A 23813-nucleotide genomic window follows, 5' to 3' on the forward strand; every position below is an offset into this window, starting at 1 on the left:
CTCCTCAGGCCACCTTCACGCGTGGGTCAACCACGGCGAGGAGCAGGTCGCTGATGGCGTTGCCGATAATCAGCAAGACGGTGGTGATGACCGTAAAGCCCGCCACCAGGTACAGGTCCTGGGTGTTCAGGGCTGCCAGCAGCATGGGCGTCACGCCGGGGTAGGCGAACACCACCTCCATGAACCCAGCCCCGCTGATGGCCGCCGGGAGCAGCCCGCCGATGCCCGCCACGATGGGCAGGATTCCATTGCGGAAGGTGTGCTTCCAAATCACACTGCGTTCGCTGACGCCCTTGGCGCGCGCGGTCCGCACATAGTCCGAACGCATCACCTCCAGCATCTGCCCCCGAATCACGCGGGTTAGGCCCGCCGCATCCGAAATCGCCAGCACGGTCGCCGGGATAATCAGGTGCTTGAGGATGTCGAGCACCTTCCCCAGTCCTGATAGCTCCTCGTAGTTGTTGCTCGTCATCCCGCCGATGGGCACGTCCAGCCCGGTCGCGTTGCGAATCTGCAAAATGAAGTAAATCACGATCAGCGCGAGGAAGAAGCTCGGAAAGCCCAGGAGAAAGTACAGCACCACGTTGATGGACTTGTCGCCCAGCGAGTTCTGCCGCACGGCCCCATACACCCCCACCGGAATGGCAATGGCATAAAAGAGCACGGTGCTCAGCAGCACCAGCCACAGCGAGTTCTTTACGCGGGGCCAAATCACATCAAGCACAGGCTGCTGGTACTGAAAGGACAATCCGAAATCGCCCCGCAGCATGTTGCCCATCCAGCGGAAGTACTGTTCCCAGACGGGCCGGTCGAGACCGAAGTTGCGCGAGAGGATTTCGATTTGTTCGGGGCTGATGTTGGGGTTCAGTTTGGCGGGGGTCAGAAAATCGCCGGGGGCGAGCGAAATCACGAAAAAGATCAGCACGCTGGCGATGAGAAGCGTCGGAATGGACTGGACCAGCCGCCGCAGGAGAAATGGAATCATGAAGCGCTCCTGAGAGTTCACGCGAGTGGGGGGCAGCCCGCACCTGCGAGCCACCCCTCCGGAAACGTGCGGGCGGAAGGTTACTTGATGAAGGTCAGGGCGAGAGCACGGTTGCCGTAGTAGGCATCCATCATGTTGCGGGGGTACTCGCCGCCAAGACGCTCGTTGAAGGTCACGTGGTAGTTGCCACCGACGAGGTAAATCACCGGCTGGAGTTCGCCCTCGGCCTTCAGGAGCTGCGCTCCGACGGCGCGGCGCTTGGCGTCATCGAGAGTCGCGTCACCCTGGTAGTACAGCTTGGTCATCAGGCTTTCTTGCGAGGTGAGGCAGGCGCCGTTGGTGGGGTTGTTGTAGGAGTGCAGGTTGCCGCCGCAGGGCACCACGTTGGTGCCGAAGGGCCAGACATTGCTGCCACCCGACAGCCCCAGCAGGATGGCGTCGAAGGGACGGTTCTCGCCCTTGGCGGTGAGCTGGCCGACGAGGTTGTTGAAGTCGATGGGGGTGAAGTTGACCTTCACGCCGACCTTCTTGGCCTCGTCCGCGAAGATGCGGCCCAGCTGCTCGCGGACGGTGTTGCCCGCGTTGGTGGAGAGGTTGAACTCCAGCACCTTGCCGCTGCCGTCGACGAGCCAGCCCTGGGCGTTCTTCTTGGTAAAGCCCATCTGACGCAGCAGGTTGGAAGCCGCCTGGAGGTTGTAGGTGTAGCGGGGCGCCCCCGCCGCGATGCCCGCCGCGAGCTGCTGGCGGAAGATGGGGTACACGCTGAAGTAGGTTTCGGTGCCCAGGCCGCCCAGGGCGAGGTCCACCATCGCCTTGCGGTTGGCGATGTGGCTCATGGCGCGGCGGAAGCGCACGTCACGGAAGAGCTTCTGCTTGAAGGGGTCGCCCGCCTTGTTCCAGTTAAAGACGATCCACTGGCTGGTGGCCTGGGGGCTGACGTTGGGAATCAGCGTGGCCTTGAGGCTGCCGCCGTCGATGGCCCGCTTGATTTGGGCGAGGTCGTCGGCGTTGCGGGGGCCGAAGGTGTCAATCTGCCCGGCGAGGTACGCGGCCAAGCCAGCGTTCTGGTCAGCCACAATGCGGTAGGAGAGGTTGTTCAGGTAGGGCAGCGACTGACCGCGGCTGTCCTTGTTCCACTCGCCCCAGAACTCGTTCTTCTTGAAGACGGCCCGCTCACCGGCGCGGTAGGAGTCCAGGACCCACATGCCGGGCGAGACAATCTGGCTGGCGGGGGTGCCCAGCGTCCACATCTTCTTGATGGCTTCAGCGCCGCCCTCGCGGTACGCCTTGCCGAACACGTGATCAGGCCAGGGCGCGTAGCTCATGATGCCGTAGGCGCTCGCGCTGACCTGCGGGAAGTCAAACTGGAGGGTGTAGTTGTCGATCTTGCGGACCGTGATGGGCTTGCCCGCGAGACGGAAGGAGTCGAAGGAGTTGCTGCCGACCTTGTCGTCGGTGTGGATGCGGTAGGTGCTGATCCAGTCGTCGGCGGTGATGGGCTGGCCGTCGCTGAACTTCATGCCCTGGCGAATCTTGACGACAAAGCGGCGGCCACCGTTGCTGACCACGGGCTTGGACTCCGCCATGTAGGGGATGAACTCGTCGTTGCGGGGGTCCTGGATAAAGAGGCCCGCGCCGTCGTCCATCGTACCGGGGATGCTGGTGGCTTCGGCGGAGGTAAAAGGGTTGAAGGTCTTGAAGTCCGAGATGGTGAAGGTGCGGAACTCGCCGCCGCGCTTGTTGGCGGTGTTCTGCTCGGCGGTCCAGGCGGCGGGCCAGACGAAGGGAGCAGCCGAGGCGGCAGAACCGGCGGTCAGGGCGAGCGCGACAAACAGGGCTTTCTTCATGCGGTGCCTCCTGAAGGGGAGCTACTTCTGGAAATCTGGATATGTGAAACGGTGCCCGGCCTACCACCGGAGCAGCGGTCCAACTAAGCCATTTGAGGGATTCCAGCGCGGCTACTCTACCGACAAGGTTTGCTCAAGGTCAAGCCCCTTATGCCCAACGATGAATGCCTAGTCACAGGCCATTCATGGCCTGGTCAGCGATTGTCACCAAGTGAACGTTCGACCAGGACGTCAAAAAACGCCGCCAGGACAAAAGAGGGAGAGTAATCCACCCAGCAAGCCCCCCGTCACAGGTGAATAAAAAGAGCCGCCTATGCACTCAGGCGACTCATCTACAGGTCAGGGAGGGGTCAGCGCGAGACGACATTAATCAACAGGGCCAGCAGCATAAAGAGGCCCCCCAAGACACTGGTGACCCGCACCAAGCCCCCCTCAACGCCGCGACCCCCCAGCAGCGAGCCACCCGACGCCATGCTCGCCGATAATCCGGCCTGCTTGGGCACCTGGAGCAGCACGAAAAACACCAGCCCCACCGCAACCAGGGCAAACAGGATGATAAACAGAGTCAGAATCATGGGGCGGCCTCGTTGGAAAAGCGGCGAGAAGAACAGAACAACAGTGGTGCCGATGAGGGGACTCGAACCCCTACGGTTGCCCGTCCGATTTTGAGTCGGATGCGTCTACCAATTCCGCCACATCGGCCTAAGGCCCCCAGGGGGGTGGTGGGCCAGCCGGGATGCTAGCGCGTGGCGGCACCGGGGCGCAATCCCACCGGGGTGGCCAGGCCCAGCCGGAACCCCAGGTCGCGCCGCAGTTGGGCACCCGGAAACTCTACCCGGTCGGCGAGGGCGTAGGCGCGGCCCAGGGCAGCCTCCAGGGTGGGGGCCGTGGCCGTGACCGCCAGGACGCGCCCGCCCGCGCTGACCAGCCGCCCGCCCATCAGGGCCGTGCCCGCGTGGTAGACGGCCTCACCGGGGCCGGGGTCGGGCAACGACAGGGGGATGCCGAGCTGCGGCGAGGCCGGGTAACCGGGGGCCGCCAGGATGACCACTGCGCTGGCCCCGTCCCGGAAGTGCACCTGCGCCGGGTCGAGCTGACCCTGCGCCGCGTCGGAGGCGTGCTGGGCGAGGTCGGAGGCCAAAAGGGGCAGCACCGCCTCGGCTTCCGGGTCCCCGAAGCGCACATTGAACTCGACCACCCGCGGCCCCTGCGGGGTGAGCATCAGCCCGGCGTACAGCACCCCGCAAAAGGGCAACCCCTCGGCCCGCAAGCCCGCCAGGGTGCGCTCGATAATCTCGCGGCGAATGAAGGCCAGCTCCGCTTCTCCCAGCGGGAAGGGACACACCACCCCCATGCCGCCCGTCATGGGACCCGTATCCCCCTCGCCAATCGTCTTGTGGTCTTGGCTGGGGGGGGTTAGGGCGTAGCGCTCGCCGTCAGTCAGGGCGAGGACGCTGACCTCCTGCCCGGTCATGAACTCTTCAATGACGGCCTGTGCCCCCGGCTGCGAGAAGATATCCCGCAGGGCCGCTTCCGCTTCCGCATGGCTTTGGGCCACGGTGACCCCCTTGCCCGCCCGCAGGCCCGCATCCTTGACGACGACTGGGAGGGACTGCCCCTGCGCGTAGGCCACGGCCTCACTCAATTTGGAAAAGGCGCGGTAGGCGGCGGTGGGGATGCCGTGGCGAGCCATAAAGGCCTTGCTCCAGGCCTTGTCGCTCTCGAGCCGGGCCGCCGCCCGCGTGGGGCCAAAGGCGAGCACCCCCCGCTCGCGGCAAGCGTCGACCAGCCCCGCGCTGAGGTAGGCTTCTGGCCCCACGAGCACCAGGTCAGCCCCCTCGCGCACGGCGAGGGCCGCGAGCGAACCAGGGTCCTGGGGGCTGTCGAGCTGCCGCGCCAGGGCCGCCATGCCGGGATTGCCGGGGGTACACAGCACCTCGTGGCCGTGCCGAGCGCAGGCCTCTGCGATGGCGTGCTCGCGCCCGCCGCCCCCCACGACGAGGACGCGCATCAGTTCGCCCCCCCCGCCCCCACGCCCCGCAGGGCCACCCGCGACCAGTAGCGGGCCAGGCCCTGCACGCCCATCCAGGGGGGCGACGCGAAGCCGAAGCGCTCTGGCAAGCCGGGAACTTCGGCCTCCAGCTCGGCGAAGAGGGTACCGGTAAAGCCCTCCGTGATGTCCGCGAGGTCTTCGCCCGCCTCCAGTCCCCGGCGCACGAGGTCCGCGTCGCGCTCTAGGGTGGCGAGGAGACCGTCCCAGTGGGCCGCCTCCTGCGGGAAGGTCCCGAAGTGGGCCAGGGCCAGGGTGCGGGCGTCGCGCCCGCGCAACTGCTCTATGCTCTGCCGCCACGCCGGAAGGTCGATGTCGGGGGGTGGGGTGGGGGCGCGGGGGGTCTGGCGGGCGTCGAGGCGAATGCCGCCCACGTCCCCGACAAAGAGGTCGTCGCCAAGGTGATAGGCGAGGTGGTGCACCGCGTGGCCGGGGGTCGCCAGAGCTTCTCCCTCCAGGTGGCCCAGGCGCAACCCCTCGCCGCCGGAGAGGACCGTCAGGCGCTCCGGGTCGACCGGGCGCAGTTCGCCCCACAGCCGCTCCATCTGGTCGCCGTAAATCTGCGCCGCACTCGCCAGCAACCGGGCGGGCCGAACAAGGTGCGCGGCCCCGCGCTCGTGGACATAGGCGCGGGCACGGGGCAAGCGCTCCAGCAGGGCACCCGCCGCGCCCGCGTGGTCGAGGTGGATGTGCGTCAGCAGCAGGTGGCGCACGTCGGAGAGGGCCGCGCCGCGCTCCGAGAGGCCCGCCTCCAGCGCCTCCAGCGTGCTGCCCGGCCCCACGTCCACCAGCGCGAGGCCGTCGCCGGTATCCAGGGCATAGACGGCAATCACGCCGGGCTGGTCCTGAAAGTGCAGGTCCAGCACCCAGCCATGAGCGGGACCGAGGCCCGCCGCCGCTGGGCCGCTCATGCTTGCCCCGTCAGGCGAGCGCCCGCGAGCACCGCCGCCGCGAGGTACTGCACGGCAGCAATCCCCCGAATCACCCGCACGTTGGCCGCCGTTCGCAGCGGCCCCAGCGAAAGCGCCAGGATGAAGGACGCGCTGAGCACGATAAATGCCACCACCAGCCACAAAGCCATGGGGCGAGTGTAATACGGCTTTCCACCCCGCAGCCGAGACCAGGCCGTCAGAGTTCTGAGAGAGGCCTTTCTTTAGGTTGCCTTCACGTGACGTTCCCCTGGCTCCTGCGGGGAGACGAACGCCACCCCCCTGCCCTGACCTTCCCACGAACCGCCCCTGCGCGGTGGTTTCCCCAAAAGGACATGCCCATGCCTCACCTGCCCCTCTTTCTCGCCCGACGTTCCCGACCCGCCCTTCTGGCGGCCCTCTTCCTCGCGGGGGGCGGCCTGAGCGCCGCCGAAGCCCGCACCCTCGCGCAGATTCAGCAAAGCGGCGTGCTGCGGGTCGCCACGCCCGGCGACCTCCCCCCCTTTGCTATGACGGACGGTTCGCGCTTTAGCGGCTACGAGATTGAACTGCTGCAAGCGGTCGCCGCCACGCTGGGACTCAAGGTCGAGGTGCAGCGGGTCGCGGCGGACGGCCTTATCAAGGCCCTGCAAGACGACCGGGCCGATGTCGCCCTCGGTGCCCTGGGCGTGACGAGCACTCGCGAGCACAAAGTGGACTTTACGGTTCCCACCGCCTGCGCGGGCGTGTCGGTGGCGTCGCTGAATCCGGCCCTCCAGAAGCACACCGACCTCGCGGGCAAGAAAATCGGCGTGGGCGCGGGGTCCATCATGCATTCCTACGTGCAAAAGCTGCCCTTCGAAAAACAGGTGCAGGTCTACAAGTCCACCGGAGACGTCCTGCTCGCGGTCCTGAGCAAGGCGGTTGACGCAACCTTCGCCTACACCGTGATGGAACCCGCCATCAAGCGCACCTATCCCAAGGTCAAGGTCTACTTCGGGCCGGAACTGTGGAGCGTGCCCATCGGCTTTATGGTGCGGGAAGACAACGACTCCACCCGCCTCGCCCTGAATACAGCGCTTCAGAACTATTTCGCCACCAACAGCTACGCTTTCTTATCGGCCAAGCACTTTGGCAAGGACGTGCGGTGTAAGGGGTAAAGCGGCCAGTTTCCAGCTGCCAGCCACCCAAGCTTCAGCAAGTGCTGGGGCTTTCTGTGCTGGCAGCTGGCGGCTGGTCGCTAACGGCTTTCTTTACTCCCGCCCCCGGCGGCTGAGGGCCACGAGGGCGTCCCAGGAGTCGGGCTGCGCGGGGTCGTCGAGGGCGGCTTTGTTGCGGCCCTCGTGCCCGCAGCGGCGGCAGCGGTGCAGGATGACCCAGCCCTTTTTGCCGCTGTATTCGACCCCCACGGGTTCCATCTCGCCGCCGCAATCGCTGGCGCGGTCGCCGGGAAGCACGTCGACATGGCGCGAATGCAGGCACTGGGGGCAGTGGTTGCGAACCGAACCGTTTTGCAGGGGCTGCACCTGCGCCCCGCAGTGCAGGCACACGAAAGCGTTGTTGGTGCCCTGCACGGTAAAGCGGCGTCCGCTCATCGCAGCCCCCGCACTGCCCAGCGCGAATCGAGAAACGCCCGGATGCTCGGCACCGCGACCAAGCACAGCCCTAGCACCATAAACCCCAGGCCCGCCGCACTGATGACCCAACCCTGCCAGTGGCTCACCCCCGCGAGCATCCCCACGATGAAGACCAGCAGCCCCGAAAACACGCTGAAGCCCACCGTGAGCCGCCACGCCCACACGCTGCCGCGCCACACCTGCCACAGCAGCACGGCGGTCGCGAGGGCGTAGGCGAGGTTGCGAAAGAGGTGGTCTGTCTGGCCCTGAAGAAGCCGCCCGAAAAAAGGCGTCGTCGCCAGCATAAAGAGGCCCGCCAGCACCGCCAGCGTCGCCGTTCGGCCCGCCGCGAGGGCCAGGTCAGAAGAAGAGAGGGAAGGTCGGGAAGGCCGGGTCACGCCCGTATTCCAGCACAGGCGCGGCGGGAGAGACCGGGCCGAACGTCACTCGCCGCGCACCAGCCCCTCGGCCACAAAGGCCCGCAGCAGGGGTTCGAGGTCGTGCAGGGCGAGGTCGCCGTGCAGGGCGTGCTCAGCGGGAGTCAGGCCGCCGTGCAGCGCCCGCAAGAAGCCCAGCCCCAACTCTCCGTGCCGCTGCCGAAAGGCGGGGTGCACGTCGGTGATGGGGTGCAGGGCGTCGCGGCCCCGCAGGGTAAGGGCATAGGGGTGGTGCGCCCAGCCGGCCAGACTGCGCGGCAGCATCAGCGTCTGGGGCCGCAGCGGGGCAGGAAAGGCCCCTTCGTAGGGCAGGGAGACGGGCAGGGTCGCGACCGCCGCCCCCCGCGCATAGAAGGTGGCCCCCGCCGCACAGACGTGCAGCCCAGTAAAGTCGCCCGTCACGTCCACCCTCCAGGCGCGGCTGCCCACCCCGCTCAGGGCGTGCGCGAGGGCCGGAGCCAGGGGATGGGCGCTCAGGACCGCGCCCTGCTCGTAGAGGGCCAGCAGGTCGCCGAGCGCCCCCTCCCCCACCGCGCTGACCGACGCCGCCGTCACCGCCCGGCCCTCGTACAGCAGCACGGCGGCGTGCTGGTCGCCAAGTTGCGCGTGCAGGTAGCCGTACCACCCCTGGTCGTGGAAGTGGCGCAGCAGCGCGTGCAGGTCGCAAAAGGGCAGGCTCAGACCCGTGTGGGTGGGCGGCGAGTGGGGCAGGAAGCGCGCCAGAAAGGGCGCGGCCCCCGGAAACATCGGGGTGAGTTCGGGCACGACCTCCTGCGGACCGCCCGGCGGAAGCTCGCCGGGGGCGCTCACCGCTCACCTCCGGCGGGGGGCACGAGGCGGCGGGCGTCGCGGCGGTAGCGGGCGGCCTGCGCCACGTAGCGGGCGGCGTTGCCGGGCGGCGCTGCGGCACGCACCACGCGGGCGGGGACCCCGGCAGCCAACATGCCGTCGGGCACGGCCTGGCCCTCGCGCAGCACGGCTCCCGCCGCCAGCACCGCGCCGCGCCCCAGCCGAGAGCCGCTGAGCATCACCGCGCCCATCCCGACCAGGCTTCCAGCCTCGCAGGTGGCCCCATGCACAACCGCCCGGTGGCCCACCGTCACGTCCTCCTCCAGGCGGCAAGGGTGGCCCTCGTCGGTGTGCAGGACCGCCCCATCCTGCACGTTGCAGCGCGGCCCGATGAAGATAGGCTCGATGTCGCCCCGCGCCACCACTCCGAACCACACGCTGGCCTCCTCGCCCACCGACACGGCCCCCGTGAGGTCCGCGCTGGGAGCCACAAACGCGCTGGGATGCAAGTCGGGGACGAGGTCGGCGAGGGCATAGAGCGGCATGAGACCTCCGGGAGGGGGAGCGAGCGGGGAGGGGCGAAAAGGAGCGCAGCGGGGAGGGCACCCGTAGCGCAGAACTGGACCGAGTATAGGGGCCAGAGCGCGAGGAACGTTCATGCATCTTGGCCTCTTCCCGGAGCCGGGCCGTGCGATAATCGCCATGTCTTCCCCACTTCCCCTGCACTGCCGGCAGCTGCCCAGAGGGCCGCTCGCCTGGGTGAGGTCGGTGAAGATGCAAGGAGTGTTATGGCTCAAGGTCGTGTGAAGTGGTTTAACGTGGAGAAGGGCTACGGCTTTATCGAGCACCCCGGCAACCCCGACGTGTTCGTGCATTACAGCGCCATCCAGAGCAGCGGCTTTCGCAAGCTCAACGAGGGGGATGAGGTCGAGTTCGAGGTTGAAGCCGGGCAGGGGGGCAAGGGGCCACAGGCCAAGAACGTCGTGGTCACCAACGCCGCGCCCGCACCCATGGGCGGTCGGGGCAGCTACGGCGACCGCTGGTAAAACGGCTGGTCAGCGGCCCTCACGCCGCCCCTGACCGAAAGAGCCGCCGGAGCACCCCCGCCTGGGGCCAGCAAAGAAACCCGCAGAGGAACTTGGTGGGGACTGACCAGCCGTCGGTCCCCACTTGTCGTCTCGGCGTAAACTCCGGCGGTGCCCCCCGCGTCCTCTCCCCTGCCCGCCCGCAGCTTGGGGCTGGCCCTGCTGATTACCTGCATCTGGGGCGTGAACTTCGTGGTCATCAAGTGGTCGGTCGCGGACGCCCCGCCCCTGCTCGTTGCGGCCCTGCGCTTTGCGGCGGCGGCGGTTCCGGCGGTGCTGTTCGTGGGGCGGCCCCAGGTCCCGGCCCGATTGCTGTGGGGCTACGGCCTCGCGGTGGGGGTGGTGCAGTTCGGGCTGCTGTACCTCGCCGTACAGCTCGGCATGAGCGCAGGCATCGCGTCGCTGCTGATGCAGACGCAGGCTTTTTTTACAGCGCTGCTCGCGGCCCGCTTTCTGGGCGAGCGGGTCACGCCGCCGCAACTGCTGGGGATGGCGCTCGCCTTTGGCGGCATGGCGGTCATCGGCCTGGCCGCGGGCGGGGACGTGACCCCGGTCGGGCTGGGGCTGACGCTGGTCGCGGCGCTGGGATGGGCGGTCAGCAACCTGCTCGTGCGGGCGGCGGGCGGAGCCAACATGTTCGCGCTGGTGGTCTGGAGCAGCCTCATTGCGCCGCTGCCGCTCGCGGGGCTGGCCGTGCTGACGGAGGGCTGGGACGCAGTCGCGCACGCGCTGAGGGCGGCGGGGCCAGCGTTCTGGGCGGCCATCTTGTTCATGGGGCTGGGCAACACGGTGCTCGGCTTCGGCGTCTGGAGCCTGCTGATTCAGCGGCACGGGGCGGCCCGCATCGCGCCCCTCTCGCTGCTGGTGCCCGTCTTTGGAATGGGAGCGAGTGCTGCTTTTTACCGCGAAGCCTTTCCCGCCCTCAAGCTGCTGGGGGCCGGGCTGGTGCTCGCGGGGCTGGCGCTGCACGTCCTGGGGGGCCGGGCCAGAGCGCGGCAAGCGGCAGGTGCGGTGCGGTAAGGCCGCCGCGCAGCGCGTACCCTGTGCCCCATGAGCCTTCCCCCTGGCCTCTCCGACTCTCACACGCACACGCCGCTGTGCAAGCACGCGACCGGACACCCCCGCGAGTACGCGCAAGCGGCGCTGGACGCGGGCCTCGCCGGGCTGTGCTTTACCGACCACATCCCCATGCCCGCCTGGTACGACGCGCCTTGGCGGATGCGGCTGGACCAACTGGCCGAATACGTGGACACCGTGCGCGAGGTGCAAGCCGAGTTTGCCGGACGGCTCGACGTGCGGCTGGGGCTGGAGGCCGACTTTCACCCCGGTACCGAGCGCTTTGTCGAGCGGATTCTCGCTGAGCACGACTGGGACTACGTGATTGGCAGCGTGCATTACCTCGGTGCATGGGGCTTTGACAATCCGGAGTTCGCTGCCGAGTACGACGAGCGCGACCTGGGGCAGCTCTACCGCCATTACGGGGCGCTGGTGGAGGGGGCGGCGCGGACGGGCCTGTTCGATTCCATCGGACACCTCGACCTTCCTAAAAAGTTCGGGCACCGCGCCCCCGACGACTCGGCCCTGCTGCGGGCGCTCGACGTGGTGGCGGGGCTGGGGCTGGCCCTGGACTTCAACACGGCGGGCTGGCGCAAGCCCGTCGCAGAGGCCTACCCCTCGCCCCAGCTCACGCGGGAGGCCACCACACGGGGCATCCCCTTTGTGCTGGGGTCAGACGCGCACGCGCCGGGTGAGGTCGGCTTTCGCTTTGGGGACGCGCTCGCGCAGGTCACGGCGGCGGGCGGGCGGGTCGTCACCTTTGCGGGGAGGCAAGCCCGTGGCTGAGGTCACCCGCAAGGCGCTGGTGTCGGCCCTCAAGAGCACCGCCGACCTCCTCGACGTGCTGGGCGAGGAGCCGTTCCGGGCGCAAGCGTACCGGAGCGCAGCCCGTAGCCTGGAGGCACTGGAGACAGACATCCCCACGCTGGTCGCTTCGGGCTTTGCAGGCGTGCCCAAGGTGGGCAAGGGCATCGCCGCCGAGCTGCTTGCCTATGCCCAGGGCGGGCGCTTCGGGCCGCTGGAGGACGCCGCCTCGCAGGTGCCCGCCGGGGTGCTGGGCCTCTTTCAGGTGCGCGGGCTGGGGCCGAAGAAAATCCGGGCGCTGTGGGACGCCGGAATAGACTCGCTGGAGGGACTGCGCGAGGCCGCCCGCGACGGAAGGGTCGCGGCCCTGAAGGGCTTCGGGGCCAAGAGTGCCGGAACCATCCTGGAGGCGGTGGAGTTCGCGCTGGGGGCGCAAGACCGCCAGCACCTCTCGACCGGGAGGGCGGTGGTCGAAGGGCTGCTGGCCCAGCTCGGCGGCCTCGACCCCCGCCCCGCCGGGGACGTGCGCCGGGGGCTGGAGACGGTGCGCACGTCCCGCGTGACGGTGACGGGCACGGCGGACGACGTGCGGGCACGGCTGGGGGGCGCGGTGGAGGATCTCGCCCCGCTGGAGGGCCAGCCCCTGCTCGCGGGCCGGGTGGATGGGGTGCCCGTCGAAATCGGCTACGCCCCCGCCGAGGCCCGCGGAGCGCTCGACCTGCTGTGTGGTGGGAGCGCCCCCTACCGCGAAGCCCTGCAGGCCGAGGCCAAAGCCAGGGGCTTCGACCTCAGCGGGCGGGGGTTGCGGCGCGGCGAGACCCTCCTCTCCACCCCCACCGAGGCCGACGTGACCCGCGAACTCGGTCTCCCCCTGCGCCCCGCCGAATACCGCGAGCCGGAACACGACGGGGTGTGGGAGACATTGCCCCCACCTGAGCAACTCGTGACGGTAGCGGACATTCGGGGCATGCTGCACACCCACTCCGTCTGGTCGGACGGGGCGGCGACCCTGTCGGAGATGGTCGCGGCGGCGCGGGCACGGGGCGGGGCGGGGGCCTACCTCGGCACCGGGGACCACTCGCGGGCGGCGAGCTACGCCAACGGCCTGAGCCTGGAGCGGCTGCGGGCCTACGTGCAGGAAATCCGGGCGCTTCAGGGGGAGGGCTTCCCCATCCTCGCCGGGGCCGAGGTGGACATCCTGCCGGACGGCTCGCTGGACTACCCCGACGAGGACTTGCTGACCCTCGACTACGTGGTCGCGAGCGTCCACAGCCACTTCACCCTGGACCCCGCCCGACAGACCGAGCGGCTGGTGCGGGCGGCCTCACACCCCCTCGTCACCATCCTGGGCCACCCCACCGGACGGCTGCTGCTGCGGCGGCCCGGCTACGCGCTGGACCTTAGCGCGGTGCTGGAGGCCTGCGCCGTTCACGGCACGGTCGTCGAAATCAACGCCAACCCTTACCGCCTCGACCTCGACTGGCGCGACGCGCTGCGCTGGCGCGGGCGGCTCACCTTCGCCGTGAACACGGACGCCCACGTGCCCGGCGGCCTGGCCGACCTCCGCTACGGGGTGACTGCCGCACGCAAGGCGGGCCTGACGCCGGGGCAGGTCGTGAACACGCTCTCGCGGGAGGAGTTTTTGGAGTTTGTGCGGCGGCAGCGAGCGGGGCGGTAGGACTTGGGGCGGCCAGCGGCCAGCCCACCGCCACCCCAGCTTTCGCCGAGGCTTTTTGGAGGTGCTGGCGGCTGGCCACTGGCCGCTGGTTGCTCTCTAATCCCCCACCGCCGGGGGCGTTCCCCCCTGTTCGCCGTCGGCAAGCTTAATCAGCCACATGAGCAGTTGCACGAGGGCCAGGGCGAGGGCGGGGAGGCCCGCCAGCATCATGATCCAGCCGCTGATTTGCTGGTTTTGCAGGGGGCTGAGGTCCCACAGGCACAGCGCCCCCACGTAGGGCATGTACAGCACCTGGCGCGAGTACAGCCACACGCTGGCGACCGCCATCATCGGGAAGGCGGCGAGCAGGCCGAACCAGCCCCGCGAGCCGATGTGGGCGGGCTGCACCGTGGGCAGGGGCCGCAGGATGACGCCCCAGACCATCAGCCCGCTGAGCAGGTACAGCAGGGGCAGCAGCGCGGCGGCGGTGTTCGTGACCACCGAGGCGTTGAAGCCCGCTGGAATGTTCCAAAAGATGATGACCGCCGTCCACACCGCCAGCGCAACCCAAGGGTCGAGCAGCACCCCCAGCAGCTTCCCCAAGGGCTGGCGCGGGTCAAGCTGGAGGCCGCGGGGCAGCGACAGCACGAGCAGGGGGGGCACCGCCTCGGCCAGCACCATCAGCCGGGCCATGTAGAGGGCCATGCTGTTGAGGGTCCAGTTGGTTGCCGCCGACTGGGTCGCGAACATCAACAGCACGGCACCGAGAACAAAGAGCACGGGCTTCCACCACGGCCAGCGCGCGCGGCCCCCAGCGGTGCGGCGAGCGCGGGCGTAGTGCCAGAAGTACAGCGCCGACACCGCCAGCACAGGCAGCCAGACCAGGGGGTCAAAGCGCAGGGCCAACAGCTCGGAGAGGCCGGGACTCAGGTCGGCGGGGGCCAGGGTCATGGAAAGCAAGGTCATAGGCGCGGGTTCTCCAAAACATAGGTGAGGTCACGCTTGACCCGTTCGACAGCGGGGAGTTGGGTGTAGTCCCACAGTACCCGCAGCTTGCCGCCCGCATCCACCAGATAGATGGCGGTGGTGTGGTTCACCTGATAGTCCTGGGGACCTTTGAGGTCGACCTTCTGGTACCCCGCCCCGTAAGAACGGGCCACCTCCGAGAGGGCGGGTTCGGGGATGCGGATGCCCTGCGCTTTGCCGAAGTACTCGACGTAAGCCTTGAGGCGCTCCGGAGTGTCGCGCTCTGGGTCCACACTCACCAGGACGACGTCGAGTTTTTGGCGCTCTTCCTCGGACAGGGCCTGCCGAACGCGCTCGATGTAGGCCAGGGTCAGCGGGCAGATGTTCGGGCAGTGAGTAAAGCCGAAAAAGATGGCGGTGGCGCGGCCCGTCGCGCCAGGGGTAAAGGTCCAGGGACGACCGTCCTGGTCGGTGCCCCGAAACGCGGGGGCCGGAATGGGCGGCGTATAGGCCGTGCCGTAGAAGGGAAAGGGGCTTTGGACGCGGGCGTAGACCCATGCTCCCCCCAGCACCAGCGCCACCGCGAGGAGCGCCAGCCCCGCCGAGAGGTACCAGGGCCGCGGGCGCGGGCCAGGGGGCACAGAGCGGGATTCATCCGACATGGTTTAACCTCAGTGTTCTTGCGGCGGGGTCCTACAGCTCAGGGTTTTTGGACCGGGGCGCGCACGGTAAGGGTCTGGCCGTCCGCCGTCACCAGCGTCAGGGTGAGGCGCTCGCCGACCCGGAGGGGACGCTTGAGGCCCATCAGCATCAGGTGGTCGCCGCCGGGCTTGAGAACCAGCTCGCCACGGGCGGGGACGGTGAGAGACTTCACGGTCACCATGCCCATGCGCCCCTGCGCGTCGTGATGCATGGTCATCAGCTCGTTGCGGGCGGCCACGTCACTGCGGAAAGCCGTCAAGACGATGGGCTTGGACCCCAGGTTTCGCAAGACCATCCCCGCACTGGTCTCGGTGGCGGTGGGGGGCACGGCCATCACGCGGGCTTCGCGGACCACCAGCGGCAGGCGGACCGCCGACACCGTCGTCTGAGCAGTCTGGGGTGCGGGACGGCTGGCTGAGCTGGCGGTTGCCGAAACGGGCAGCAAGACCGAGGCGAGGGCCAAAGCGCCGAGCAAAGGACCGAAGTTCATGGCTGGAGTCTAGAAGGGCGCATCCGGCGCTTTGTCCCACGGAAAGAAGCCCTGCCCTTGCCGAAACCACGCCGCAGCAGCTGCGCTATGGTGGGCATGACGTGACGCGCAAACCCACGATTCAGGATGTGGCCCGCCGGGCTGGGGTGGGGGTCGGCACCGTGTCGCGGGTGCTGAACAACCATCCGTCGGTGCGCGGCGTCACCCGCGAGGGCGTGCTGCGGGCCATCGCCGACCTCGACTACACGCCCAACCCGCACGCCCGGCGCATCGCGGGCGGCAAGAGCTACACCATCAGCGTGCTGCTGCCTGTCGTGACCACCGAGTTTTATGTGCGGCTGCTCGACGGCTTAGAGAGCGCCTTTCAGGCCGCCCGCTACGACGTGGCGATTTTTCCGTTGCTCGACCGCTCGCGGCTAGAGCGCTACCTGGGGTCACACACGCTGGCGTACCAGGCCGATGGGCTGGTCATGGCCACCTACAACCTCACCTCGCTGCTTGCCGAGCGGCGGGTTCGCACCGGGCAACCCACCGTGCTCGTCGATGCCTACGCCGAGGGGGTGGACTGCGCCTACATGGACAACGTGACGGGCGGTCGCCTCGCCGGAGAGTACGCGGCGACCCTGCCGGGCGAGCTGTACGCGATTTGGGTGGAGACGGAACTCGACCAGCTCTTTACCACCCGCGTCTTTGAGGACCGCCGCAATGGGTTTCTCGCCGCGCTGGGAAGAGGTGGGCGGACCCTGCGCGGCGAGTACACCGCCAGCTTTGACTCCCTCGCGGCCCGTACGGTCGCGAGCACACTGCTTGACGAAGCCGCCCTGCCCTGCACGGTGTTCGCTTCTGCTGACCTGCTGGCCGGGGCGCTGCTCGACGAGGCGGGGGCGCGGGGCCTGAAGGTGGGCGAGGACGTGCGGGTCATCGGCTTCGACGACCAGCCCTGGGCGGCGGCCCGGAACCTCACCACCCTGCACCAGCCCGTCGAGGCGATGGGCTTTGAAGCGGCGGGGCTGCTGCTGGGGCGGCTCGGCGGCTACCGGGGGCCAGCCCGCGCCCGGCGCTTCGAACCCCGGCTGGTCGTGCGCGGCTCGGCGTAACCGGGGGCGCGGCTAGAGTGGGGACGCAGGCTCGGCGTGCTGCACCCCGTCGCGGCCCCGCAGCTTGGCCGCGTACATGGCGGCGTCGGCGCGGGCCACCACCTGCCCTGGCGGCTCGCCCGGCGCGGAGGTCGCCACCCCAAACGAGGCGGTGACGCCCTGCACCCCGTCCACCCGTTCCTGAGCCAGGCGCGTGCGCAGCGAGGTCAGCAGGGTATGCAACGCCTCCAGTTCCAGCGGGGGCAGAATCAGCATGAACTCCTCGCCGCCCCAGCGGGCCGCGACCCCGCCGCGGGGCAGCAGCTCCCGCAAGAGCCGGGCGGTCATCTGAAGGACCCGGTCGCCCACCGCGTGCCCGTGGGTGTCGTTGACGGCCTTGAAGTGGTCGAGGTCGAACACCACCAACGTAAAGGGCTGTCCGGCCTCCGCGAGCGCCGCCAGCCGCTCTTCCCCAGCTCGGCGATTGGCGAGGCCCGTGAGGGGGTCTTGCCGCGCTGCCTGCCGCGCCGCGAGCAGTTGTCCGCGCTGCGCCCCAAAGGTGGCCTGCATCAGAATCATGATGAGGCCAACCAACTGAAACTGAATCACGGCGGCAGCGAGGTCCATGCTGCGGGCTTCGGGTCCCCAAAAGAGGCGGTAGAGGCAGACCCCCAGCGCCAGCAAATATGTCACCGCCGACCAGCGCAGCGCCTCGCGGGGGGCGAACAGCAAAAACGCCCCGGCATACAGCACTGGAAACCAGTAGGTGCTTTCGCTCAGCAGCGAGAGGTGCCCGCCCCCGCTGCCGGGCCAGGGCCACAAGCCCACCAGGAAATAAACCGTCAGCGCCAGCAACTCTATGCGGGCTGCCGGAATCAAGCTCAGCCAGCCCCCCCCGCACCGCCACCAGCAGCCCCAGCAGCAGCGCCGCGAGCAGTGGCAGCGCCACCAGGTCGCGGGGGTGCGGGGCGGGCCACTGCAAGGCCAGGGTGCCCAAGCAGGCCAGCGCCCCCACTCCCGCGAGTTGGCCAAACATTCGCCGCTGTGTCCGTGCTGTCTCGTCCCTGTCCAGCGGATGGGCAGAGTCAGAACCCGCTTCAATCATCTCAGCCCCCCGGAAGCCAGCGATGTCGGCAAGTGGATGAGGCAGCCTCACCCACTCCACATTTTGCAACTCGTAGCCCCTGGCCGTTGATGGAATCCGTTCTTCCTCATTTATTTTCGTTGTGCCCGGCTTGAATCTCCTTCCTGAAGGATTCAATCGGGGAGACCGTATCAGAGCTGCCCTACCGGTCGCTCCTCTCCAGCGGACGCCAGGGTGCGGGGGGGCCGCACCGCATGGTGCACTCGGCAGCGGGCTTCGTAGGTTTCCTGGGCACCGACGAGCAAGACCGGGTCGTCGTAGCGAGCGGGCTGCCCCGCAATCAGGCGCTGCGAGCGGGTGGCCGGAGCGCCGCACACCGTGCAGATGGCCGTGAGCTTTTCGACGCTCTCGGCGCGGGCGAGGAGGTCCGGCATGCAGCCGAACGGCTCGGCTCGGAAATCGAGGTCCAGGCCCGCCAGAATCACCCGGACCCCCCGGTCCGCGAGGTCGAGCACCAGCGGCCCCAGCTCCGGCCCAAAGAACTGCGCCTCGTCGATGCCCACCACATCGGGCAGGGTGAGGCCGGGGTCAGCAAGCAGGGTCCCCTCGCCGAGCAGGTGCGCCCGAATCGCCGCTGCGCCGGGCACCGCGACCGCCTCCAGGCTGCGGCCCGCGTGGCTGGCGACGTGCGCCGCGTGGTAGCGGTCGTCGAGCGCGGGCTTAAAGACCGCCACCCGCTGCCGGGCAATCACCGCCCGCGTCACCCGCCGGATGAGTTCTTCGCTCTTGCCGCTGAACATCGGCCCGACGATGACTTCGAGGTGGCCGCCGTGGTAGGGGGACTTCAGCACGGGGGGATTATCGCAGAGGGGCGGCGCAGGGGGGGACCCACCTGACGAGAACCCCCCCAGGGCGGCCTGGAGGGGTTTTCGCTGCTCGTTTTGCTTGGCCCCCTTCGGGGCGGCAGTCACTTCTTCTTGGTGCGGTAGCTGTCGCCGAAGCGCTTGTTGAACTTGTCCACACGGCCCTCGGTGTCGACGAAGCGCTCCTCGCCGGTCCAGAAGGGGTGAGCGCCGCTCCAGACGTCCACGTGAATCTCCGGACGGGTGCTGAGGGTTTCCATGACGACCTTGCCCTGGTAGATGATTTTGCAGGGAACAGCCTTGGGGTGGATGTCTTGCTTCATAATGGCCTCCTCCGCCACGTCGGTGTGCGTGACGGCAACCCTAAGAGTTTAGCATGTCACCAGACGAACCGCTCGTCCCAGGGGTCCCCGCGCCGCAGCACCTGGGGGCGCGTGCCCGTGACCCGGTGCCCGCCCTTGACGGCGGCCCGCACGAGCAGGCGGGGGTCCAGGGCAGGGTACAGCGCGCGGGCAAAGGCCACCTCGCCCCGCACATCGAGGCTGCCGCCGCTGGCGACCGAATCGGTGCCCAGCGCGACCTCCACCCCCGCCGCCGCGAACGCCGCCCAGGGAAAGGCACCGCACTCCAGATGTGCGTTCGAGCGCGGACAGCTCACGACCGCGCAGCCCGCCGCCGCCACCCGCGCGATGTCCTCTGGAGTCACGTTCACCATATGGACCAGGGCAGGCCGCGCCCGCAGCACGCCCAGTTCGTCGAGGTAGCGCACCGGAGTGAGGTCCGGTTCTGGCCCGCGCCCGATCACCTCCGCAAAGGTGGCCGGGTACAGGGCCGCCGGGCGGTGCTCCCACAGCGGGCCGCCGCCCGTGCGGAAGAGTTCGGCCTCGGCGGGGTGCTCCGCGACGTGAATCTGGAGGGGCAGGCCCTCGCCCGCCGCGTACTCGGTCACCCGGCGCATCAGGCGGTGACTGACGGTGAAAGGCGTGTGCGGACTGAGGCCCACCCGCAAGCCGCCGGGCCGTTCCAGCCGCCGCCAGCGCTCTATCCGCTCCCGCACCCCCGCAAAGATGGCGTCCGCCCGTTCGGGAAAGGTGCCCAACACCTCGAAGTACAGCACCCCGGTCAGGTCCTCACGGGGCAACAGGGCGTCCATCACGTCCCCCGCCCACACGATGTCGCCCACCGCGCCCGTGCCCAGCCGGGCGAGTTCGGCGGCCCCCGCGAGCGCCCCCGCCACCCCACGCCGCCGCTGCTGCGCGATGACGACCTCCGGCAGCCAGCGGAAGTAGGGCAGCGCCTGAAAGTCGTAGGCGCTCATGTCGAGGTGGGTGTGCGCATTGACGGGCGGCGGCGCGATGACGGCCCCGGCGCGGCGCTCGCGGGCGTGCGGAAAGCTGGCCCGGAGGGTCGCCAGGTCCCCAGTGGCGGCCACCACGCCCCCCGACACGACCACCCCGCCCGGCGCGTACCCCCCCCCGATGCCCGTGTACAGGACGTCAGCGGTGAGGAGTTCGGGCAGCCAGGAGTCAGCGGGCATGGGGCGCATTCTGCCGCGCCCCTCCCGACTTGTGCCACCTACGCCAGCGCCTGCACCCGCGCTCCCAGCTCGCGGGCCACCGCGTCCGGCCCCCCGGCGAGGAGATGGGCAGGCAAGTGCCAACGGCCCCGCTGCTCAAACTCGGAGGTAAAGAGGCTGGCGAGGCCCGTCGCCTGGCGGTCCACCTCCAGCAGCACGTCGAGGCCGCCGCCGGAGGCCGGGAACATGACCATCTCCAGCTCATTGATGCGGGATTGCCCGTAGGGAGGCCGGAAACTCAGTTCCTGCACGATGCGTCCGTGGTGATACTCGACCTCGCTTCCGGCGAGCGAGAAGCCCAGGCGGCCAGCGGCCTCTATCAGGGTCTCCATCTCGCGGCTAGGCAGAATCTGGAGCTGGTCGCTGTCGCCGGGGTCGGCGGCCCCCGCGATGTCCGCATCGGTGACGAGCCAGACCGCCGTGCCGCGCAGGGTCAGCGGGGTGCCCGTGGGCACCGGAAGCTCGAAGGGAAACTCCCGCCGCTCGCCGGGTTGGAGGGTGAAGCCCGGCACCACCGGCTGCGAGAAGAGGGTGTGGGTGACGTAAGCGTCATCCTTTTTATAGCGAGTCGCCAGGCCGAGGTTGAGGCGCTCAATCCTCTGCTCGACGCTCCCGCCCTCCACGACCACCACGCCGCGCACGCTCTCGCCGACCCGCACCGCCGGGTTCTGGACTCGCGCATCCACCCGCGCCCCGCCAACGCCGACCGCCGCCATCATCCGTTTCAGAAATCCCATACAGGTCACCGTACGGGGGAACTGCTCGCCGGGTTGCCGTCAGCGCCCGGAGCGCGACCGCTCGGCGGCGAGGAGCGCGGCCCCTACGATGCCCGCCTCGTTTTGGAGGGCGGCGGGCACGAGCGGGGTGCGGGCGAGCTTGACGTGCTCCTGCCACTTGTCGGCCTTTTTGCTCAGGCCCCCGCCGATGATAAAGAGGTCGGGGGAAAACAGCGCCTCGACGTGGCGCAGGTAGGTCGAGGCCCGCTTGGCCCATCCCTTCCAGTTCAGGTCATCCCGCTCGCGGGCGCGGTCGGAGGCCCAGCTCTCGGCGTGCTTGTCGCCCTTGAGCCACAGGTGCCCCAGCTCGGTGTTGGGCACCAGCACCCCGCTGTGCAGCAGGGCGCTGCCGATGCCCGTGCCAAAGGTCAGGACCATGACCAGGCCCGGCACGTCCCGCCCGGCCCCGAACCGCACCTCGGCGACCCCCGCCGCGTCCGCATCGTTGACGAGAAAGACGTCGCGCCCAGTCGCCTCCGTGAACAGGGCGTCGGCGTCCAGGCCTATCCAAGAGTCGTCCACATTGGCCGCGCTGAGGGTCTTGCCGTGCAGGACGATGCCGGGAAAGGTGACCCCGATTGGCCCCTTCTCTTCCTGTCCGAAGTGCCGCACCAGCTCGGCGACGACCTCCTGCACGTCCTCCGGGCGGGCACCCGCAGGGGTGGGGATGCGGTGCCGCTCGGCCACGAGTTGCCCGGTCCGCGTGTCCACGGGTGCGCCCTTGATGCCGCTGCCGCCGATGTCGATGCCGAGGATCACGCTCATGGGCCACAGCCTATAGGACGCGGCGGAGGGAAGGGCGGCCAGCGGCCAGCAGCCAGCCATCAGCTCTAGGGAGTGACCACGTTTGATGCGGACTCCGGTTGAACAATGGAGCGGGCAGCCTCTCCCACCAGGGGGAGAGGTTTTTTACGCTCTAAACGCTCCTTGTCCGGCGCGACCTCTTGGAAAGCTGCAAAAGCGTCTGCACCATTGATGAGCTGGCAGCTGGCAGCTGGCGGCTAACCGCTGAGAGCTGCCCCCTTCCCTCACCGGGCGGAGGGTTGGCCTTGCCTGGCCCGCTGGCGGCGGCGCTTGGCCCGGTACATGCGCTCGTCGGCGAGGGACAGCAGCGCCGCGCCGCCCTGCGCCTCGGCTCCCCCCACCAGCCCCACGCTGGCCCCCAACGGCTGGGTGGTGAGCTGGCGGGCCGCGAGCACGGCAATATCGACATGTTCGAGCAGCTCGTCTTCGGAGAGGTCCGCAAACAGCACGACGAACTCGTCGCCGCCGTAGCGGTAGACCTCGGCGGGCGGGGGCAGTTCGCCGCGCAGGGCCGCCGCAAAGACGCGCAGCACCTGGTCGCCCTGGGCGTGGCCTTCGCGGTCATTGACCCCCTTGAAGCCGTCGAGGTCAATGAGGGCCAGCCCGAACGTCCCGCCCGCCCCCTGCCGCGAGGCGAGCGCTTCCTCCAGCGCGAGGCGATTGCCCGCCCCGGTGAGGGGGTCTTGGCGGGCGGCGCGGCCCTGGTCGTCGAGCAGCGTGCGGCGGGTGAGGGCCGCCCGGACGCTGCGGCCCGCCGCGTCGAGCAGGGCACGGTCAGTGCTCCGCCAAGCGGCCCGCGGCCCCCGCTCGGCCCGCACCACCACCAGCACGAAGGTGGTCTCCCCGAACTGGCCGAGGGGCACCCACGCGGCGGCCCGTAGCCCGGCGGCGACCGCCTCCGGCAGGGCGGCGGGGTGCGCGGCGTAGTCGTCGAGGTGGGTGACTGCCGTACTCTCCCGCAGGAGGCGGGTCAGGCCCCCCGGCAGGTGCGGCAGACGCTCGGCAAAAGCGAGGAGCGCCGGGCTGAGGTCCGGGCGGTGGTGCGCGACCTGAATGGCGAGGTCTTCGCCGCGCAGCGAGACCAACCCTGTCCAGTCGGCATCCACGGCCTCGCCCACCAACGCAGCGGCGGCGAGGGTGGCTTCCTGCGGGCTGAGGGGCAGCTCCAGCAGCTCGTTGACGGCCTCCAGCACGCGGGCATGGGCCACCTGCTGCTGAAGGTCGTTGAGTTCCCGCCGCTGCCAGTCGACCTGCGCCGACAACTCGCGGTGATGCCGCCGCAGCTCTAGCTCGTCCATCACCAGGGCGGCGAAGTCTTGCAGGGTGGCCCGCTCCTCGCGGGCGAGGTCGCGGGGGCGCGTGTCGGTGATGCACAGGGTGCCGATGCAGTAGCCGCGGGGCGTCACCAGCGGGGCACCCGCATACAGGCGAATGGGCAGGTCGCCCTCCCACACCATCGGGTTGTCACGGAAGCGCGGGTCGCGGGACGCGTCCGGGATGACCAGCACTTCCTCGCCGAGGATGGTCCAGGCACACAAGGAGTGTTTGCGGGAGGCGGTGGTGTCCTGGAGGCCGACGCAGGACTTGCCCCATTGCCGGTCTTGGTCCACGAAGTTGATGACGGCCACGGGCACCCGCAGGGCGCGGGCCGCGAGCCGGGTGAGGCGGTCGAAGCTCGCTTCCGGGGCCGTGTCGAGAATCTGGTAACGCGCCAGCTCCAGCAAACGCTCGTATTCGTGGTCGGGCAACGGCGCAGCGGTCATCGTGCGTCAGAATATCCGCCGCACTCTTGCGCCTTTCTTTCCGGGCAGCGCAGCGGTCCGTGCCCATAAAAAACCGCCCCCACGCGGGAGGCGGCTCATTCGTTCAGCCGAGGGGGGGTTACCCGTTGCGGGCACCCTTGGCGGCGTCCACCAACGAGCGGAAGGCTTCCGGCTCGCGAGCGGCGAGGTCGGCGAGCACCTTGCGGTTGAGGTCTACCCCGGCCCGCTTCAGGCCGTTCATGAAGGTGGAGTAGTTCATGCCGTGCAACCGGGCACCCGCGTTGATGCGCTGAATCCACAGGCGGCGGAAGTCGCGCTTCTTGTTGCGACGGTCGCGGTACTCGTAGGTCGCGGCGTTCAGCAGCGTCTGGAAGGCGTTGCGGTACTGCTTGGAGCGGCTGCCCCAGAAGCCCTTGGCCCGCTTGAGCACCTTCTTGTGGCGGCGGCGGCGGACGGTTCCGGTCTTGACGCGCGGCATG

Annotated in this window: 27 protein-coding genes and 1 tRNA gene; 6 read left to right on the top strand and 22 right to left on the bottom strand. The window is 69.1% G+C overall.

Features of this window, described 5'->3' with window-relative positions; all coding sequences use genetic code 11:
* Window positions 1–4: 4 nt before the first annotated feature.
* The 7 genes from H565_RS0110800 to H565_RS16630 all read right to left on the bottom strand — a co-directional run bounded on the left by H565_RS0110800 (window position 5) and on the right by H565_RS16630 (window position 5963).
* Window positions 5–985 carry an ABC transporter permease gene (locus tag H565_RS0110800; RefSeq protein ID WP_027461044.1) on the bottom strand — a complete coding sequence of 327 codons (981 nt, stop codon included), beginning with the start codon at window positions 983–985 and terminating at the stop codon, window positions 5–7.
* A gap of 80 nt (window positions 986–1065) precedes the next feature.
* On the bottom strand, window positions 1066–2832 hold the full coding sequence (locus H565_RS0110805; RefSeq protein WP_027461045.1) for an ABC transporter substrate-binding protein: 1767 nt from the start codon (window positions 2830–2832) through the stop codon (window positions 1066–1068).
* A gap of 350 nt (window positions 2833–3182) precedes the next feature.
* Window positions 3183–3407 (bottom strand): preprotein translocase subunit SecG, encoded by a 225-nt coding sequence (secG, locus tag H565_RS0110810; protein ID WP_027461046.1) that lies wholly within the window; start codon window positions 3405–3407, stop codon window positions 3183–3185.
* A 44-nt stretch (window positions 3408–3451) separates the two neighbouring features.
* Window positions 3452–3534: transfer RNA gene (locus H565_RS0110815), tRNA-Leu, on the bottom strand.
* Window positions 3535–3571: 37 nt separating this feature from the next.
* Entirely contained in the window at window positions 3572–4843 is a 1272-nt protein-coding gene (purD, locus tag H565_RS0110820; protein WP_027461047.1) for a phosphoribosylamine--glycine ligase, read from the bottom strand.
* Window positions 4843–5793, bottom strand: a complete 951-nt coding sequence (locus H565_RS0110825; RefSeq protein WP_051363558.1) for an MBL fold metallo-hydrolase — start codon at window positions 5791–5793, stop codon at window positions 4843–4845. The genes purD and H565_RS0110825 overlap by 1 nt, the downstream gene beginning before the upstream one ends.
* The gene (locus H565_RS16630; RefSeq protein WP_162832508.1) at window positions 5790–5963 is read right to left on the bottom strand and encodes a hypothetical protein; all 174 of its coding nucleotides are present in this window, start codon (window positions 5961–5963) and stop codon (window positions 5790–5792) included. Before H565_RS16630 ends, H565_RS0110825 begins: the two co-directional genes overlap by 4 nt.
* Before the next feature lie 189 nt (window positions 5964–6152).
* Here H565_RS16630 and H565_RS0110835 point away from each other — a divergent pair, with 189 nt between their 5' ends.
* Entirely contained in the window at window positions 6153–6950 is a 798-nt protein-coding gene (locus H565_RS0110835; RefSeq protein ID WP_084542963.1) for a substrate-binding periplasmic protein, read from the top strand.
* A 93-nt stretch (window positions 6951–7043) separates the two neighbouring features.
* Here the strand turns inward: H565_RS0110835 and H565_RS0110840 are convergent, their stop codons facing one another.
* Genes H565_RS0110840 through H565_RS0110855 form a run of 4 tightly spaced genes read right to left on the bottom strand, consistent with a single transcriptional unit; the run spans window position 7044 to window position 9177 of the window.
* Window positions 7044–7385 (bottom strand): RNHCP domain-containing protein, encoded by a 342-nt coding sequence (locus tag H565_RS0110840; protein ID WP_027461050.1) that lies wholly within the window; start codon window positions 7383–7385, stop codon window positions 7044–7046.
* Window positions 7382–7804: a hypothetical protein gene (locus tag H565_RS0110845; RefSeq protein ID WP_051363559.1), complete on the bottom strand. Its 423-nt coding sequence runs from the start codon at window positions 7802–7804 to the stop codon at window positions 7382–7384. Before H565_RS0110845 ends, H565_RS0110840 begins: the two co-directional genes overlap by 4 nt.
* 45 nt (window positions 7805–7849) lie before the next feature.
* Window positions 7850–8653 (bottom strand): hypothetical protein, encoded by an 804-nt coding sequence (locus tag H565_RS0110850; RefSeq protein ID WP_027461052.1) that lies wholly within the window; start codon window positions 8651–8653, stop codon window positions 7850–7852.
* Window positions 8650–9177 (bottom strand): gamma carbonic anhydrase family protein, encoded by a 528-nt coding sequence (locus tag H565_RS0110855; RefSeq protein ID WP_027461053.1) that lies wholly within the window; start codon window positions 9175–9177, stop codon window positions 8650–8652. Before H565_RS0110855 ends, H565_RS0110850 begins: the two co-directional genes overlap by 4 nt.
* Before the next feature lie 243 nt (window positions 9178–9420).
* On the opposite strand from H565_RS0110855, the gene H565_RS0110860 reads away from it, so the two are divergent.
* The 4 genes from H565_RS0110860 (at window position 9421) to H565_RS0110875 (ending at window position 13255) form a co-directional block, all read left to right on the top strand.
* A complete protein-coding gene (locus H565_RS0110860) occupies window positions 9421–9678 on the top strand; it encodes a cold-shock protein (protein ID WP_027461054.1) in 258 nt (85 codons plus the stop codon).
* A 171-nt stretch (window positions 9679–9849) separates the two neighbouring features.
* On the top strand, window positions 9850–10737 hold the full coding sequence (locus H565_RS0110865; protein ID WP_027461055.1) for an EamA family transporter: 888 nt from the start codon (window positions 9850–9852) through the stop codon (window positions 10735–10737).
* Window positions 10738–10767: 30 nt separating this feature from the next.
* Entirely contained in the window at window positions 10768–11559 is a 792-nt protein-coding gene (locus H565_RS0110870; RefSeq protein WP_027461056.1) for a histidinol-phosphatase HisJ family protein, read from the top strand.
* A complete protein-coding gene (locus H565_RS0110875) occupies window positions 11552–13255 on the top strand; it encodes a DNA polymerase/3'-5' exonuclease PolX (protein ID WP_027461057.1) in 1704 nt (567 codons plus the stop codon). The genes H565_RS0110870 and H565_RS0110875 overlap by 8 nt, the downstream gene beginning before the upstream one ends.
* Before the next feature lie 96 nt (window positions 13256–13351).
* Here the strand turns inward: H565_RS0110875 and H565_RS0110880 are convergent, their stop codons facing one another.
* The 3 genes from H565_RS0110880 to H565_RS0110890 are packed head-to-tail and all read right to left on the bottom strand — an operon-like array spanning window position 13352 to window position 15392.
* Entirely contained in the window at window positions 13352–14200 is an 849-nt protein-coding gene (locus H565_RS0110880; RefSeq protein WP_245576211.1) for a cytochrome c oxidase assembly protein, read from the bottom strand.
* Complete coding sequence (locus tag H565_RS0110885) at window positions 14197–14862, bottom strand: SCO family protein (RefSeq protein WP_027461059.1); 666 nt, start codon at window positions 14860–14862, stop codon at window positions 14197–14199. Before H565_RS0110885 ends, H565_RS0110880 begins: the two co-directional genes overlap by 4 nt.
* 38 nt (window positions 14863–14900) lie before the next feature.
* The gene (locus H565_RS0110890; protein ID WP_027461060.1) at window positions 14901–15392 is read right to left on the bottom strand and encodes a copper chaperone PCu(A)C; all 492 of its coding nucleotides are present in this window, start codon (window positions 15390–15392) and stop codon (window positions 14901–14903) included.
* A 101-nt stretch (window positions 15393–15493) separates the two neighbouring features.
* Between H565_RS0110890 and H565_RS0110895 the strand changes: the two genes are divergently transcribed.
* Complete coding sequence (locus tag H565_RS0110895; protein ID WP_027461061.1) at window positions 15494–16489, top strand: LacI family DNA-binding transcriptional regulator; 996 nt, start codon at window positions 15494–15496, stop codon at window positions 16487–16489.
* 12 nt (window positions 16490–16501) lie between these two features.
* Here H565_RS0110895 and H565_RS15155 read toward each other — a convergent pair whose 3' ends face one another.
* The 8 genes from H565_RS15155 to rplT all read right to left on the bottom strand — a co-directional run bounded on the left by H565_RS15155 (window position 16502) and on the right by rplT (window position 23812).
* On the bottom strand, window positions 16502–17347 hold the full coding sequence (locus tag H565_RS15155) for a GGDEF domain-containing protein (RefSeq protein WP_157469003.1): 846 nt from the start codon (window positions 17345–17347) through the stop codon (window positions 16502–16504).
* Between the two features lie 396 nt (window positions 17348–17743).
* Window positions 17744–18403: a thymidine kinase gene (locus H565_RS15160; RefSeq protein ID WP_051363561.1), complete on the bottom strand. Its 660-nt coding sequence runs from the start codon at window positions 18401–18403 to the stop codon at window positions 17744–17746.
* A 116-nt stretch (window positions 18404–18519) separates the two neighbouring features.
* Complete coding sequence (gene rpmE, locus H565_RS0110910) at window positions 18520–18738, bottom strand: 50S ribosomal protein L31 (RefSeq protein ID WP_027461062.1); 219 nt, start codon at window positions 18736–18738, stop codon at window positions 18520–18522.
* 56 nt (window positions 18739–18794) lie between these two features.
* Window positions 18795–19961, bottom strand: a complete 1167-nt coding sequence (locus H565_RS0110915) for an amidohydrolase family protein (protein ID WP_027461063.1) — start codon at window positions 19959–19961, stop codon at window positions 18795–18797.
* Window positions 19962–19990: 29 nt separating this feature from the next.
* A complete protein-coding gene (locus H565_RS0110920; RefSeq protein WP_027461064.1) occupies window positions 19991–20728 on the bottom strand; it encodes a sporulation protein in 738 nt (245 codons plus the stop codon).
* A gap of 39 nt (window positions 20729–20767) precedes the next feature.
* Window positions 20768–21532: a polyphosphate--glucose phosphotransferase gene (gene ppgK, locus H565_RS0110925; RefSeq protein WP_027461065.1), complete on the bottom strand. Its 765-nt coding sequence runs from the start codon at window positions 21530–21532 to the stop codon at window positions 20768–20770.
* Window positions 21533–21795: 263 nt separating this feature from the next.
* Window positions 21796–23334, bottom strand: coding sequence for a sensor domain-containing diguanylate cyclase (locus tag H565_RS0110930; protein ID WP_027461066.1), 1539 nt, complete (start codon window positions 23332–23334; stop codon window positions 21796–21798).
* Between the two features lie 118 nt (window positions 23335–23452).
* Window positions 23453–23812, bottom strand: a complete 360-nt coding sequence (gene rplT / locus H565_RS0110935) for a 50S ribosomal protein L20 (RefSeq protein WP_027461067.1) — start codon at window positions 23810–23812, stop codon at window positions 23453–23455.
* Window position 23813 lies beyond the last annotated feature (1 nt).

The organism is Deinococcus murrayi DSM 11303, assembly GCF_000482805.1.
In the GTDB taxonomy this organism is placed as follows: domain Bacteria; phylum Deinococcota; class Deinococci; order Deinococcales; family Deinococcaceae; genus Deinococcus; species Deinococcus murrayi.